This is a genomic window from Corynebacterium stationis, assembly GCF_001941345.1.
GTDB lineage: Bacteria > Actinomycetota > Actinomycetes > Mycobacteriales > Mycobacteriaceae > Corynebacterium > Corynebacterium stationis.
Map to the genome: position 1 here is coordinate 1536812 of NZ_CP009251.1, position 14709 is coordinate 1551520.

General features: G+C 56.0%; 11 protein-coding genes. 4 read left to right on the forward strand and 7 right to left on the reverse strand.

Going from position 1 to position 14709, the window contains the following annotated elements; all coding sequences use genetic code 11:
• Positions 1-19 precede the first annotated feature (19 nt).
• Entirely contained in the window at positions 20-2869 is a 2850-nt protein-coding gene (gene uvrA / locus CSTAT_RS07160) for an excinuclease ABC subunit UvrA (RefSeq protein ID WP_075722944.1), read from the reverse strand.
• Between the two features lie 73 nt (positions 2870-2942).
• Between uvrA and CSTAT_RS07165 the strand changes: the two genes are divergently transcribed.
• From CSTAT_RS07165 to CSTAT_RS07180, 4 genes are all read left to right on the forward strand, one after another.
• Complete coding sequence (locus CSTAT_RS07165; protein WP_075722945.1) at positions 2943-3545, forward strand: MBL fold metallo-hydrolase; 603 nt, start codon at positions 2943-2945, stop codon at positions 3543-3545.
• A 128-nt stretch (positions 3546-3673) separates the two neighbouring features.
• Positions 3674-4651 (forward strand): DoxX family protein, encoded by a 978-nt coding sequence (locus CSTAT_RS07170; RefSeq protein WP_211272993.1) that lies wholly within the window; start codon positions 3674-3676, stop codon positions 4649-4651.
• 87 nt (positions 4652-4738) lie between these two features.
• Positions 4739-7003 (forward strand): HelD family protein, encoded by a 2265-nt coding sequence (locus tag CSTAT_RS07175; protein WP_075722946.1) that lies wholly within the window; start codon positions 4739-4741, stop codon positions 7001-7003.
• Between the two features lie 11 nt (positions 7004-7014).
• The gene (locus CSTAT_RS07180) at positions 7015-8067 is read left to right on the forward strand and encodes an App1 family protein (protein WP_075722947.1); all 1053 of its coding nucleotides are present in this window, start codon (positions 7015-7017) and stop codon (positions 8065-8067) included.
• On the opposite strand, the gene CSTAT_RS07185 is transcribed toward CSTAT_RS07180, so the two are convergent.
• From CSTAT_RS07185 to CSTAT_RS07210, 6 genes are read right to left on the reverse strand one after another with little or no spacing between them, the layout of a single operon-like run.
• Positions 8064-8504 (reverse strand): universal stress protein, encoded by a 441-nt coding sequence (locus CSTAT_RS07185; protein WP_066794325.1) that lies wholly within the window; start codon positions 8502-8504, stop codon positions 8064-8066. The two genes, CSTAT_RS07180 and CSTAT_RS07185, sit on opposite strands and share 4 nt — an antisense overlap.
• Positions 8505-8559: 55 nt before the next feature.
• Positions 8560-9009 carry a universal stress protein gene (locus CSTAT_RS07190; RefSeq protein ID WP_075722948.1) on the reverse strand — a complete coding sequence of 150 codons (450 nt, stop codon included), beginning with the start codon at positions 9007-9009 and terminating at the stop codon, positions 8560-8562.
• Between the two features lie 54 nt (positions 9010-9063).
• Entirely contained in the window at positions 9064-11157 is a 2094-nt protein-coding gene (gene uvrB / locus CSTAT_RS07195; protein ID WP_075722949.1) for an excinuclease ABC subunit UvrB, read from the reverse strand.
• Positions 11158-11175: 18 nt separating this feature from the next.
• The gene (gene coaE, locus CSTAT_RS07200; protein ID WP_066794340.1) at positions 11176-11775 is read right to left on the reverse strand and encodes a dephospho-CoA kinase; all 600 of its coding nucleotides are present in this window, start codon (positions 11773-11775) and stop codon (positions 11176-11178) included.
• The gene (locus tag CSTAT_RS07205; protein ID WP_075722950.1) at positions 11772-12593 is read right to left on the reverse strand and encodes a BglG family transcription antiterminator; all 822 of its coding nucleotides are present in this window, start codon (positions 12591-12593) and stop codon (positions 11772-11774) included. The genes coaE and CSTAT_RS07205 overlap by 4 nt, the downstream gene beginning before the upstream one ends.
• Before the next feature lie 11 nt (positions 12594-12604).
• The gene (locus CSTAT_RS07210; RefSeq protein WP_075722951.1) at positions 12605-14590 is read right to left on the reverse strand and encodes a glucose PTS transporter subunit IIA; all 1986 of its coding nucleotides are present in this window, start codon (positions 14588-14590) and stop codon (positions 12605-12607) included.
• Positions 14591-14709: the final 119 nt, after the last annotated feature.

The following is a 14709-nucleotide window of genomic DNA, read 5'->3' on the forward strand; positions in this document are numbered from 1 at the left end:
GCCCAGGAAACTACCTGGGCTAATTCTGCCCCTCCAATAAGGGCTTGAGGTACTGCCCGGTGTATGAGCCCTCAACTGCAATAACGTCTTCTGGTGTGCCTTCGGCCACGACGGTGCCACCACCGGAGCCGCCTTCTGGCCCCATGTCCACAATCCAGTCAGCAGACTTAATCACGTCCAAGTTGTGCTCAATGATGATGACGGAGTTGCCCTTGTCTACCAATCCTTGGATGACTAGCATCAGTTTGCGAATATCTTCAAAGTGCAAACCAGTTGTCGGCTCATCCAGGATGTAGATGGTGCGGCCATTAGTTCGCTTTTGCAGCTCGGAAGCCAACTTTACGCGCTGGGCCTCGCCACCGGATAGCGTGGTGGCTGCCTGGCCAAGGCGCACGTAGCCGAGGCCGACATCGACAAGCGTGGCGAGGTAGCGGTGAATCGACGTGATCGGCTCGAAAAACTCGGCTGCCTCCGAAATCGGCATGTGCAGCACTTCGGCAATATTTTTGCCCTTGTACAAGACCTCAAGGGTCTCACGGTTATAGCGTGCGCCATCACAGACTTCACACGGAACATACACATCCGGCAGGAAGTTCATTTCAATCTTGATGGTGCCATCGCCCTGGCAGGCTTCACAGCGACCGCCCTTAACGTTGAAGCTAAACCGGCCGGCCTTGTATCCACGCACCTTGGCCTCTTGAGTTTCGGCGAAAAGGTTACGGATCTTGTCGAACACGCCCGTATAAGTAGCTGGGTTTGACCGGGGGGTACGCCCAATCGGCGACTGGTCAACCTGCACGAGTTTGTCTAGGTGCTCAACGCCTTCCACGCGCACCGCGCGCCCCGGCACCTGGCGGGCGCGGTTAAGCTTATTCGCCAGGGTCTTAGCCAGAATCTGGTTGACCACCGTGGATTTACCCGAGCCAGACACACCGGTAATACACACCAGAACGCCCAGTGGGATTTCCACGTCGATGTCTTTCAGGTTATTTTCGTGCGCTCCGACGACCTTCAACATGCGTTCTTTGTCGATCTCGCGACGAGTATCTGGGATACCTAAGACCTTAGCGCCGGAAAGGTACTGCCCCGTCAGCGAGTCCTTGGCCTTCAAAATGCCCTTGGGCTCGCCTTGGTAGACAACCTCGCCGCCGTATTCACCCGCGCGGGGACCGATATCGATCAGCCAGTCAGACTCGCGGATGGTGTCTTCATCGTGCTCGACAACAATTAGGGTGTTGCCAATATCGCGCAGGCGCTTGAGCGTTTGGATCAAGCGGTGGTTATCGCGCTGGTGCAAGCCAATGGATGGCTCGTCGAGCACATAAAGGACACCGGCTAGACCGGAGCCGATTTGCGTCGCTAAGCGAATGCGCTGTGCCTCGCCACCGGAAAGAGTCGAAGTGCCGCGGTCCAAAGTCAGGTAGTTCAAACCGACATCCAGCAAGAAGCGCAGGCGGGCCTGGATTTCCTTCAACACGGCGCCAGCAATGATCTCTTCGCGGTGGCCAAGAACCAAGGAATTGAGGAAGGTCGAGGCATCCTCAATCGACAATGCCGTGAGGCCGGCGATGGAAAGCTCGTCAAAGCCCTGCGCTGCCAACCGCACGGCGAGAATCTCTGGGCGCAGACGCGAGCCTTTACAGGTCGGACACGGCACTAGGCGCGTGTACTGCAAAAGCCGGTCTTTTGCCCACTCGGAATCTGTTTGTTCCAGCTTGCGCTCCAAAAAGCCCACGGCACCTTCAAAAGGCGCAGTCCAGTTGCGCTGGCGGCCGTAGCGGTTTTTATAGCGGACGTTGACTTCCTCGTCGGAACCGTAAATTAGGGCATCACGCTGCGCATCGCTAAGTGAGCTCAACGGCGCTTCTGGGTCAAAGTTCAGTGCTTTGCCCAGTCCTTCGACGAGCTTGACAAAATACTTAGAGTTCGGCGAAGAAGTCCACGGCTGAATCGCATCGACCGCCGGGGCATCCTTATCAGGAATCAGCAGGTCCAAATCAACTTCCGTTTTGGTACCAATGCCGTCACAGGCCGGGCAGGAACCAAAGGGCGCATTGAAAGAAAACGCACGCGGTTCATATTCCTCAATGGTCAACGGGTGGCCATTAGGACACGCTGCCTTCTCCGAATAAGTATGGGTCAGCTCTTCGTTGTCCACGTACTCGATGGTGACAAGGCCATCGGCAAGCCGCAGCGCAGTTTCCACCGAATCAGTCATGCGCTGTTTTGCAGAAGCCTTAACCTGCAGACGGTCAACCACAACGTTGATGTCATGCTTAATCTGCTTCTTTAGCTTCGGCGGGTCGCTCAGCTGAATCAGCTCGCCGTCGACCATCGCGCGCACAAAGCCTTGGGCAGCCAAGTCTTCGAACAGATCAACAAACTCGCCTTTGCGCTTACGCACAACGGGAGCCAGTACCTGGAACTTGAGCTTTTCTTCCTGGCTTAAAACATCGTCAACGATCTGCTGCGGAGTCTGCCGCTCAATAATCGCGTCACACTTCGGACAGTGCGGCGTACCCGCGCGTGAGAACAGCAGACGCAGATAGTCATAAATTTCCGTAATCGTGCCCACCGTCGAACGTGGGTTGTGGTTCGTGGATTTCTGGTCGATGGATACCGCCGGCGACAACCCGTCAATGAAATCCACATCGGGTTTGTCCATTTGCCCCAAAAACATGCGGGCATAAGAGCTCAAAGACTCAACGTATCGCCGCTGTCCTTCGGCAAAGATCGTGTCGAAAGCCAGCGAAGACTTACCCGATCCCGATAGACCGGTAAAAACGACCATTTTGTCGCGCGGGACATCGATGTCCACTCCTTTAAGGTTGTGCTCACGCGCACCGCGGACTACTAAGCGATCAGCCACTTGTTGGTTTTCTCTTCCTCTGATGACTTCTAGTGTTCTACTCTTCATCGAACATACCCGTAAGGTGGGTGATATGACGAACGAAATTACTCTGCATCACATCTCCGTCTCGGAGATGGACAATAATTGCTATCTGCTCGCTGCCGACGGTGAAGGCTTGCTTATCGATGCCGCCGATGACGCCCCCGCCATCCTCGCCATGGCGGAGAAAGCCGGGGTGAAAATCACGAAGGTTTTGACCACGCACCGCCACTGGGATCATGTCCGCGCGCTGGAGGAAGTTCTTGCAGCAACAGGCGCGACACACTATGCGGCTTTCCTGGAGTCGCCTGCACTGCCTGCGCCTGTCGACGTCGAGTTGCAGCACGATGACACAATCGAGTTCGGCGGCCGCAACCACGATGTGATCATCTTGCGCGGTCACACCCCCGGTGGCGCTGCACTGGCCGTCAACCTAGACGGCATCCCACAACTCTTTGTCGGCGACTCGCTTTTCCCAGGTGGCGTGGGCAAAACCAATTCTGAAGGGGACTTTGTGCGCTTGTACAAGGACGTCACCGAGCGCCTCTTTGATATCTACCCCGATGAGGCCGTGGTCTGGCCCGGCCACGGTAAGGCCACCACGCTCGGCGATGAACGCCCGCAGCTGGGCACCTGGTGGGATAGGCGTTGGTAATGGCGTAACAACGTAATGGCGTAACAATTTTGCGGCAAACATAAAAATACCGGCACCAGCGTGAAGAATTTGCGTACACTGGTGGATTAGAAAAGATTGCGAACTTAGTTTAAGGAGCTTTAGAAATCATGCTACGTAAGATCGCCCGTCCGATGCTCGCGTCCTTCTTCGTGTGGGATGGCGTGGACACGCTACGCAACACCGACCAGCACGTCGAAGAGACCGAAAACATGCTGGCTCGTCTACGCAAGGTTTTGCCTCGTGAATACGCAAGCTTCGTTCCTAATGACCCAGAGCTTGTTGCACGCGGACTCGCTGGCGCACGTGTTGGCGCAGGTTCCCTCCTGGCTCTCGGCAAGGCACCGCGTACCTCTGCTGCAGTCCTGGCTGGCACCACCCTGCCGGCGCTGGTGGGCGCTAATGCCTTCTGGTCTGCAGATTCGGAGAAGGAAAAGAATGATGGCCGCAATGCTCTGATTACTAACACTGCGTTGCTGGGTGCGCTGTTTATCACGGCCCAGGATCTCGAGGGCAAGCCATCGCTAGGCTGGCGTGCAAAGAAGGCCGGCGAGCGCACCAGCAAGAAGGTCCAGGCAGCGCTGCCAACCAAGTCTGAGACGCAAAACCTCACCGGCAAGGCCACCGACTGGTTCGAAGACACCACTGATCGCGTCACCAGCTACGTCGACGACCATAAAGATGACTGGCAGGACACCGGCAAGGAATTGCTGCACACCGCAAAGTCCTACGTGGATGAAGCTCGTTCTTATGTTGATGACAATAAGGACGATTGGCAAAAGGCCGGCAAGGGCCTTATCGCTAACGTGCGCGACACCGCCAAGGATTACGGCGACTCCGCACGCGGCTTTGTCAACAACAACGCTGGCGACTGGCTGGATGCTGCGCAGGATAACGCGAAGACTGCGCGCAAGGCAGTAGTGAAGAATGCTTCCAAGGCTCAGGATAAAGCTGATAAAGCTTTGAACAAGGCAGAAAAGTCCAACGGTCGTTCCATGAAAAAGTGGAATAAGAAAGCTGGTAAATTCCAGAAGGAAGCCGATAAGAAGATCGCTAAGGCAATTAAAAAGGTAGGCAAGAACATCTAAGTTCTTTCACGTTTACCCGCAACGGCCCAGCTTTTTGTATGCTGGGCCGTTGTTTCATTTTTCATCTCTCATCACCCAAGGAAGTTGATGCCCTCCGTGACCACGTCGTCAACACCTAACCCATCTCACCCTAAACCCCAAGCTATTGCCGCTGAGCAGACCTATGTTGACATGCTCTTTGACCGCTTGGACAAAGAAGTCGCCGATGCTAACCAGCGGCTCAATGAAGTACAAGCTGATGTCGATCCTGCCAACCCTGATTCCGATGCACTTGTGCGCCGTGAAACCGAATACCACCTACTGCAAGACAAACTAGACCGCCTGAATTTGGCGCAACTCGGTCTTGTCTTCGGCCGCGTGGATGTTAACGCACCCGGAGATAACCCCACTGCGGAAGGCTTAGACCGCCGTTACATCGGCCGTATGGGCCTAGATGCCCGCGAAGAAAATTACCGCACGCTGCTGTTAGATTGGCGCGCGCCGATGGCGCGACCGTTTTACCTCGCCACCACAGCGCAGCCGGAAGATGTTGCTGTGCGCCGCCATATCCGCACCAAGGGGCGCACGGTCACTGATATCACCGATGAGGTGCTCTCCCGCGAACTCGCTGCAAGTTACGTAGAAGAAGATGACGTCAGCATCACCAGCGAATCCGCGCTGCATCAAGCGATGGACCGCGCGCGTACCTCGCACATGAATTCCATCGTGGAAACCATCCAGCGCGAGCAAGATGAGATCATCCGGGATGAACGCCGCGGCGTCATGGTCGTCGACGGCGGCCCGGGTACGGGCAAGACGGCGGTAGCGCTGCATCGTATAGCGTATTTGCTCTACAACCACCGTGAGCGCCTGTCTTCTACCGGTGTGCTCATCCTGGGTCCGAATTCAACCTTCTTGGACTATATTTCGCGCGTCCTGCCCGAACTGGGTGAAACCGGCGTGGTGTTGTCTACGATTTCGCAGCTTTTCCCCGGTGTAACTGCTACCGCGCAGGATAGTCTGCTCACTCGGGAGATTAAGGGTTCTGCGGCGATGGTCGATATTTTACGCGCGGCGTTACAGGCCTACCAGGTCGTGCCCGATGAGGATGTCACCATCAAAGTCGAGCAACTGTACTTGACTGTGACCCCTGCGATGGTCAAGGCTGCACGTACTCGCGCGCGCCGTTCGCGCAAGCCGCATAATGATGCCCGCGGTGCTTTCACTGAGCATTTCGTGCAGTCGTTGGCGGAGCAGATGGCGGATAAAATCGGCGCTGATCCGCTCGGTGGAAAAAACCTGCTCTCGCGTGCGGATGTTGATCAGCTCTTCGACGACCTCTCCGATACCCCAGCGGTGCAAGAGCTTATCGATGCCTTCTGGCCCACCCTGTCTCCCCAACAAGTCTTAGCGGAGCTTTTGGGCTCGGAAGAAGCCATCGAGCATGCTGCTTATGACTATGACGATGAAACCCGTTCGGCGCTGTGCCGGCCGTGGCAATTTGATGGCGAGGAAGTCTGGTCAGTATCTGATGTGGCGCTCTTAGATGAGTTGGCTGTGCTGGTGGGTATGCCGGATGTTGAAGCGCAGCAGGAAGCCGAGCGCGCGGCGTGGAAAGAACAGGTCGCTGATGCTGAGGATGCCTTGGATATCTTGTCCTCGTCGATGTCGACCGATAATGACGATGACATGTTTGAGGCGGAGATTCTGTCGGCGCACGATGTCATTGACGCGGAGACCTTGGCGCGACGTCAGCAAACCGTGGACCATCGCTCGACCGCGGAGCGTGCTGCTGCGGATTACACCTGGGCTTATGGCCACGTGGTCATCGATGAGGCGCAAGAGCTCACGCCGATGGAATGGCGCATGGTCTTTCGCCGTACCCCGTCACGCTGGATGACGGTGGTTGGCGATACCGGCCAGACCAGCTCCCCTGCTGGCGTGGATGCATGGGAAGACACCTTGAGTGAATTTGTGGGCGAGCGTTTTCGCGTGCATCAGCTCACGGTCAACTACCGCACTCCCCAACCGATCGCGGATTTGGCGTATAAAGTACGCCGCAGCGTCGATGAGAATGCACAGCCCACTGAGTCCATTCGCGATGGCGAACCGGTGCGCTTTGTCAGCGCCGACGATGCCGAGGGGCCATTGGATGCCGGCATCTTCACCGACGAGGGCGGCCGGCTCAATGCGATTATTGATGTCAGCAATGTCGAAGAGGTCAAAGGCTTGGAATTCGACCACGTCACCGTGGTTAATCCGGAAGAGATCATCAACCGCAGTCCGCTGGGTGTTAATGACCTATACGTGGCGCTAACCCGTGCGACGCAAACCTTGACCATCGTTGGGCACTGGCCCGAGGAATTCCATTAGAATTAGCAACCATGGCCTTAAGCGACATCATGCGTGGTGCAGAACAAGCTCTGAATAAGACGGCGGTTAAAATCGCCTCTAAACGCGGCTGGGTGCCTGCCATAAGCGGGTATACCGGTTATGGCTCTCCGCACAGCATTCGGATCTACGGCCGTATCTTGGCCGTAGATCCGAACGATCCGTTGCCGCTTGCGGTTGGCAACCCAGACGATAAATCCGCGCAGCGTGGTTGGCGGCAATTTTTGACCGTGCAGTTAACCGATCATCCTTTCACAGTGACGGTCGGCGATAAGCACATCCACGCGCACACCGATGACAATGGCTACATCGATATCAGCATGGACAACCCCGGATTGGAACCAGGCTGGCATAAAGCGCGGTTGTCGACCGCGGGAGCTGAAGATGCCGTAGCCGATATTATGATCGTGGATTCTGAGCGCCCAGTGGGAATCATCAGCGATATTGATGACACCATCTTGGTCACGTGGCTGCCGCGCGCTTTGGTCGCAGCGTGGAATTCGTGGATTAAGAAGACCAATACGCGCACGCCCGTCGACGGCATGGCCGCTTTCTTTGCGCGGCTGCGCCAGGCACACCCGGATGCGCCGATCTTTTATTTGTCCACTGGCGCGTGGAATACCTACCGTACGCTCAAGCGCTTTATGCGCCGACACGGGTTCCCCGAAGGCCCGATGCTGCTCACGGATTGGGGTCCGACCGAGACCGGGCTTTTTCGGAACGGCATGGAGCATAAGAAGGTGCAGCTGCGGAACCTGATCATCGACTATCCGCACATGACGTGGATTTTGATTGGCGATGATGGCCAGCATGACCCGCTGATTTTCTCCGAAGTGATCAAAGAACATCCGACGCAGATCAAGATGGTGGCGGTGCGCACGCTCAGCCCGCGCGAGCATGTGTTATCGCATGGCACGCTCGCACCGCTGGCGGAAGTCGCAAAAAATGCACGTGCCACCGTGCCCATTATTCATGGGCAAAATGGTCACGTGCTGATCGAAGAATTCGCGGCTAAGCCATTTGGGGCTAAGCCCTTCGAGGCTTAGTTGACGGTGTGCACGATCATGACGTCGCAGTCGGACTGACGGGCAACATCCGCTGGAACCGAACCTAGCAAGCGGCCGGTGAGCGAGTTGATGCCACGGTTACCAACCACGAGCAAGTCAGCGTTGTTATCGTTGACAATCGACATCAGCGCTTGGACTGGGGTGCCTGCGCGCACTGCGGTTTCGATGTTTTTCACACCGAACTTTTCGGCATGCGCCTTGCCCGAAGCCAGGTTCTCTGCGGCCACATCGTCACCCAAGATGGTGACGGATTCCTGGCGCAGCGTCTTGGAGGCTTCTTCCTTATTTTCATAGTAAGCGCAGCCGATAATAAGACGAGCATCGAATGCCGCAGCAATACGTGCTGCGCGCTCTACTGCAAGAAGGGAAGATTTCGACCCGTCGGTACCAACAACGATGGTGTCATATTCGCTCATAATGGACCTTTCGCACACGTTAATAAGTTGATTTTCAGTCTAACAATAGAATTGTCTAATTGCGTTCAGAGGTGGTGTTTACCACGACTACGTCAGCGTGTGCTTTACGCGTTAGCTCCGTTGCAACCGAACCAAAGACACGGCCGCGGACGGAGTTCATGCCGCGGTTGCCCACGACGAACATGTCCACGTTGTAGTCTTTTTCCACTTCCAGCATGGCCTTGACGGGCTCGCCAGATTTGCCAATGACTTCGATGGTTTTTGCGCCCTCTTCTTGCGCAATCGATGCTGCATTGTCCAGGTAATTCTGGGCATCGGTGCGGTCAATCACCGGCACGCTTTCAGAATCTGGAGCGCCCAGCATCGCGCCTGGCTGGTTGTAGAAGGCTGAAATAATAATCAGCTTCGCGTCATAGGCTCGCGCCATACTCGCCGCTGCTTGCACCGCACGCAACGAAGTCTGCGATCCATCGGTGCCCACCGCGATGGTGTTGTAATTGAGCATGTGAATTCACTTTCTCGAGGAAATAGAAATTAACCTATGTGATTTATTATGGCATTAAATGCCGGCTTCTTTGAGACCTCTGCGTTCTTTCTTCAAATCAGCGATCTCATCGCGCAAACGCCCAGCTAGCTCGAATTTTAGCTCACGGGCGGCGGCGGCCATTTGCTGCGAGAGGTCATCGATAAGCTTTTGCACTTCATCTGCTGCCATGCTCGAAACATCTGGGGCGTCCACAATCGATGCTGGATCGGATTCACCGTCACCGGTGCCCTCGTTTTCATAGACCTGGTCCAAGATATCGGCGATCTTCTTGCGCAGCGGCTGTGGGTCAATGCCCATCTCCTTGTTGTACGCAATCTGCTTCTCGCGGCGCCGCTCGGTTTCATCAATCGCGCGTTCCATGGACTCAGTGACTTTGTCCGCGTACATGATGACTTCGCCGGAGACGTTACGAGCCGCACGGCCAATGGTCTGAATCAGTGAGGTGGTCGAGCGCAGGAAACCTTCCTTATCGGCATCCAAGATGGCCACGAGCGAGACTTCGGGCAGGTCGAGGCCCTCACGCAGCAAGTTAATGCCGACGAGCACGTCGTATTCGCCCAGACGCAGCTGGCGTAGCAACTCGATGCGCTGCAAGGTGTCAATATCTGAGTGCAAATAGCGCACGCGGATGCCGTGCTCGAGAAGATAGTCCGTTAAGTCCTCGGCCATGCGCTTGGTCAAGGTGGTGACCAGGACGCGCTCATCCTTCTTGGTGCGCTCGCGGACTTCGTCGATAAGGTCATCGATTTGGCCTTGGGTCGGTTTAACGGTGACCTTCGGGTCCACTAGACCGGTCGGGCGAATAACCTGCTCGACGTATTCGCCACCAGCAGCAGCGACTTCGTAATTGCCCGGGGTCGCGGACAGATAAACCGTTTGGCCGACGCGCTGCTCGAACTCGTCGAAGGTCAGCGGGCGGTTATCCACGGCCGACGGCAAGCGGAAGCCGAATTCCACCAGGTTACGCTTGCGCGACATATCGCCTTCGAACATGCCGCCAATCTGCGGCACGGTCACGTGCGACTCATCGATGATGGTGAGGAAGTCCTCGGGGAAATAATCCATCAAGGTCGCCGGCGCCGTACCCGGGCCACGGCCATCCATGTGGCGTGAATAGTTCTCAATGCCGGAGCAGAACCCGACCTGCTCGATCATCTCTAGGTCGTATTCGGTACGCATGCGCAGGCGTTGCGCTTCGAGCAGTTTGCCGCGGTTTTCCAAATCCGCGAGGCGTTCCGCAAGTTCTTCCTTGATGGCTTCCACAGCTTTGGCCATGCGCTCCGGACCTGCAACATAGTGCGTGGCTGGGAAGATGCGCAGCTCATCGACCTGCTCGATCATGTCGCCGGTGACCGGGTGAATGTAGTAAAGCGCATCAATATCATCGCCAAAGAATTCAATGCGCACGGCACGTTCTTCATAAGCCGGGATGATATCGACGATGTCACCATTGACGCGGAAAGTACCGCGGGTAAAGCCCACATCATTGCGCTCATATTGGATATCGACCAAAAGACGTAGTAGCTGGTCGCGCTCAACTTCATCATCGATGTGCAACAGCACCGAGCGGTCCAGATAAGACTGCGGAGTACCCAGGCCGTAGATACAGGACACGGAGCTGACTACCACCACGTCGCGCCGCGAGAGCAGCGCCGAGGTCGCCGAGTGGCGTAGACGCTCAACGTCTTCGTTGATAGACGAGTCTTTTTCGATATAGGTATCAGTCTGCGCGATATACGCTTCTGGCTGGTAGTAGTCGTAGTAAGAGACGAAGTACTCCACCGCGTTATTCGGCAGCAGCTGTTTCAGCTCATTGGCCAGCTGCGCCGCCAGGGTCTTATTCGGTGCCATGACGAGTGTGGGGCGCTGCTGCTTTTCGATGAGCCACGCCGCCGTCGCTGACTTACCTGTACCGGTGGCACCCATAAGGACGACATCGCGTTCGCCGTCGTTGAGTCGGCGGTCTAATTCCGCGATAGCGGTGGGCTGGTCACCAGCAGGTTCATATTCAGAAACTACCTCGAAGGCCCGCCCGGTGCGTTCAATTTCACCAACCGGGCGGTGCTCAGACTGCGAATATATCGGGTGTTCTCCTGCAAAAGCCATACCCTCAATACTACGCCGCTACGCAAGCCACGGCGCATCCGAGATTAATTGGTCCACTTGCGGTTTCAAGTTTTCTTCCGCGGCGTTGTTATCAATGACAGAGTCCGCTGATGCTAGGCGCAAACCATCCGGGATCTGCGACTTCATGCGGCGACGGGCATCTTCTTCATCCATGCCGCGGTACTCCACCAAGCGGCGCACGCGCTCTGCTGGGGAAACATCGACGACGATGACCCAGTCCATCGCGCGATCAAGGCCGTTGTCGACCAGCAGCGGCATATCATAGATAACTGCTTCCACACCCTGCTCTCGATAGCCATCGAAAAGCTCTTGCGTACGCGCTTGAATCTTCGGATGGGTAATCGCGTTGATCTGCTCAGTGTGTTCTTTATCGACGAAAGCACGCTGGGCTAAAAGCTGGCGGTCCAATTCCCCGGTAGCGGTGATGATGTCTGCGCCAAAAACATCGGCAAGCTCTTGCAATGCTGGCTGACCGGGCTCGACGATTTCACGTGCGACCTTATCGGCATCGACAAGCGGAAAGCCCTCGTCTACAAAAAGTTGCGCGACCGTAGACTTGCCGCTGCCGATACCGCCAGTTAAACCGATAATTTTCATTGCTTTCCTTCAAGTCGTGCTACGTGCAATGCCAGGTAAGACACCTCATCATCCGTGAGATGTTCATCCATGCGCATCTCGATGATATTTGCCAAGACCTTCGCGCATTCGCTGGCGCGGGGGTACGCTTCCACGATAGCGCGGCCGATAGCCGAATGTTCGGCAAAAAGCTGTTTGTTTTGCTGCATGCGCACAAAAAGATAGCGCAAATGGGTGATAAAGCGCGCGACCGTGACCTCACTGGTGTCTAGCTGGGTGCCGAAGAATTCCCCGATGATATCAATGAGCTGCTGAATCAGCCCCGTCATGCGATAGGTCTGGGACAGATCCCCCGAGACAAAGCCCGCGTTGACCAAATGCAGCGCCAAAGCAATCGCCTCTGAATCCGGCAAAGGCGTATCCAGCTCGGCGTTGATGACTTCTAGCGTCTTGACGGCGCGCTGGTAGTCCTCTGGGTAAAGGTGTTCGACCTCGGCGCGCAGCGGGTAATCCACGATGTGGCCCGCGCGGGTTCTTTGGACTGCGGACTGGATGTGGTCTGCGAGCGCGACCACCAGCGTGAGCTCGGCTTCGACGTTAACCGCCGTTAGCGCGGTTACAACTTTGTCGATATAGTCCGGGCTCAACGCCGCCAACATGATGGCGAGGTGGTCCGGGTCGCGGCCAAGCGACGGTGTAAAAACCTGGGCAATGCGATTGCCGTCAATCTCTTCGCCGTGCTGGGCTTTAAAACCCAGACCGCGACCTGTGACAATAACTTCCTCGTCCCCGCGGCGTGCGAGGACGACGTTGTTATTAAATACTCGAAGGATCTGCATCGATAACCAGGTTAGCGCTTAATGGCAACGACCGCCTCACCAGCCTTGACTGCTCCTTCGGCGATGCTTGCGACCTCCCCCATGGCTTTCGTGTTGGTGACGGTGACAACGACGGTGTTGTCGTAGCCGGCTTCCTTGATCTTGTCCAGGTCAACTTCAGCCAGTGACGTGCCGATGCTGACAACGTCTCCCTTGGCAACCTTGGGCTCAAAGCCGTCGCCCTTCATGCGCACGGTGTTAATACCGATGTGGACTAGGACCTCTACCCCATCATCAGTCTTGATGCCGAAGGCGTGGCCTGTCTTGGTGACCGTCGCGATGGTGCCGGCGACTGGGCTTTGGATATTGCCGTTAACTGGCACGATGCCGATGCCATTGCCCAGTGTTCCGCTGGCGAAGACCTTGTCGTCGATATCTTCAAGCTTGACGGCCATGCCATCGACTGGTGAGACCAAGTCAGCGGTCTCGGCAGCTGTTGCGGCTGAGTCCTCAGAGTTGGCGTCAGCTGGGATGAGACCCGCTGCAGCTGCACGCTCACGCGATGCTTCCTTTTCCTCTGCGGTGCGGTAGTCAGTGAAGTAAATCAGCAGGAAGGCAACAGCGAAAGCGATAGCGACCGCGATGGTATACGTCAGCATTGGGGAAAAGACCGGGATGGTCAGCAAAGACGTAAACACGAAAGCATTGGTGGTAACGCCGCCGGAGGCGGTTCCCAAGATAGCGATGGTAAGACCGCCAGCGAAACAACCGACCAGCATGCGTGGGTAGATGCGCTTAAAGCGCAGGTGAATACCGTAGAGGGACGGTTCCGAAATACCACCGAAGAGACCAGCTGCCAGTGCTGAACCGGAGGTCTGGCGCATTTCTGGGTCTTTCTCACGCATGGAGATGGCCAAGACCGCAGCAGTTGCACCGAAACAAGCGAAGTTCCAGGCACCCATTGGACCTTGGATGAAGTCGTAGCCCAAAGCCTCAATGTTGACGAGCATCAGCGCGTTGAGTGGCCAGTGCAGCCCGAGTGGAACCAGGAATGGATACAGCATTGGAATCAGGATGGCGAAGACGAATGGTGCGTTACCGTTCATCCATGCCAGGCCCACGCCGATGGTGCTACCGAGCCAGACGCCGAAAGGTCCAATCAGCACAGCGGTAATCGGAATGGTAAACAACAGGGTCAAAAATGGCACAAACACCATGTGGACAGCGGAAGGAATGATCTTCTGGAAGCCCTTGTAAATCCCGGCTGCCACCAGTGCCATAATCAACGGTACAAAGACGTTTCCGCCGTAGTCCGGCAAAGCCACGTTAATGCCCAGCAAGTCAATGGAACAGGTCTCAGTGCCTAGTGCTTCATCAACCACGCAGTTGGCAACAGGGTTTTCTTTCAGCCCTAAGAACTCCGGCGTAAATAACGCGAGCATAACCGCGGCAGGAACCCAGGGGTCAATGCGCAGTTTATTACCGGCGTTATAGGCCACCATCACTGGCAGGAAGTAAAACACCGAGCGCCACATGGCATCGATGAAGAACCAGATGGCTGCTTTGTCATCGGCACGCGTATCGACGACGCCGAAAGCCTCCATCACCGCAGTAAACGCAATGATTAGCGAGGCGCCCAGCAGGACACCCAGGATCGGGCGGAAGGAGTCGGATAGATACTCAAACGCGGTATCCAACCATGGCATCTTGCCTTGTGTCTTCGCGCGGCTCGCGGCTTTGACGTCAGCATCGGATTTGCGAACGCCTGGCAGCTGCACCATTTCGTTGTACACGCTGGCAACATCGCCACCGATAACAACCTGGTAGTTGCGCCCACCCTGTGGGACAGCGCCCATGACCTTGGGGATGGCGTCGAGCTTGTCTTTGTCAGCCTTGGACGCATCGTTAAGCTCGAAGCGTAAACGCGTTGCGCAGTGCGTAAATGATGCGATATTATCCGCCCCGCCAATGCCTGCGAGGATTTCCTCTGCGGCGGTGCGCATCTCAGTCTTGGACATGAGATGTACCTTCTTTCATTCTCGGTAAAACACGAAAAGACCTGAGCGGCAATTCACAATAGAAAAGCCACTCAGGTCTTGCCTCCATTACGAGTAACAACCCTGTGGGTGTTGTAGGT

Coding starts and splice junctions, on each gene's coding strand:
- coaE (WP_066794340.1), bottom strand. CDS start 11,775: ATGAAAATTATCGGTTTAACTGGCGGTATCGGCAGCGGCAAGTCTACG.
- CSTAT_RS07165 (WP_075722945.1), top strand. CDS start 2,943: ATGACGAACGAAATTACTCTGCATCACATCTCCGTCTCGGAGATGGAC.
- CSTAT_RS07190 (WP_075722948.1), bottom strand. CDS start 9,009: ATGCTCAATTACAACACCATCGCGGTGGGCACCGATGGATCGCAGACT.
- CSTAT_RS07170 (WP_211272993.1), top strand. CDS start 3,674: ATGCTACGTAAGATCGCCCGTCCGATGCTCGCGTCCTTCTTCGTGTGG.
- CSTAT_RS07185 (WP_066794325.1), bottom strand. CDS start 8,504: ATGAGCGAATATGACACCATCGTTGTTGGTACCGACGGGTCGAAATCT.
- CSTAT_RS07180 (WP_075722947.1), top strand. CDS start 7,015: ATGGCCTTAAGCGACATCATGCGTGGTGCAGAACAAGCTCTGAATAAG.
- CSTAT_RS07205 (WP_075722950.1), bottom strand. CDS start 12,593: ATGCAGATCCTTCGAGTATTTAATAACAACGTCGTCCTCGCACGCCGC.
- CSTAT_RS07210 (WP_075722951.1), bottom strand. CDS start 14,590: ATGTCCAAGACTGAGATGCGCACCGCCGCAGAGGAAATCCTCGCAGGC.
- CSTAT_RS07175 (WP_075722946.1), top strand. CDS start 4,739: ATGCCCTCCGTGACCACGTCGTCAACACCTAACCCATCTCACCCTAAA.
- uvrB (WP_075722949.1), bottom strand. CDS start 11,157: ATGGCTTTTGCAGGAGAACACCCGATATATTCGCAGTCTGAGCACCGC.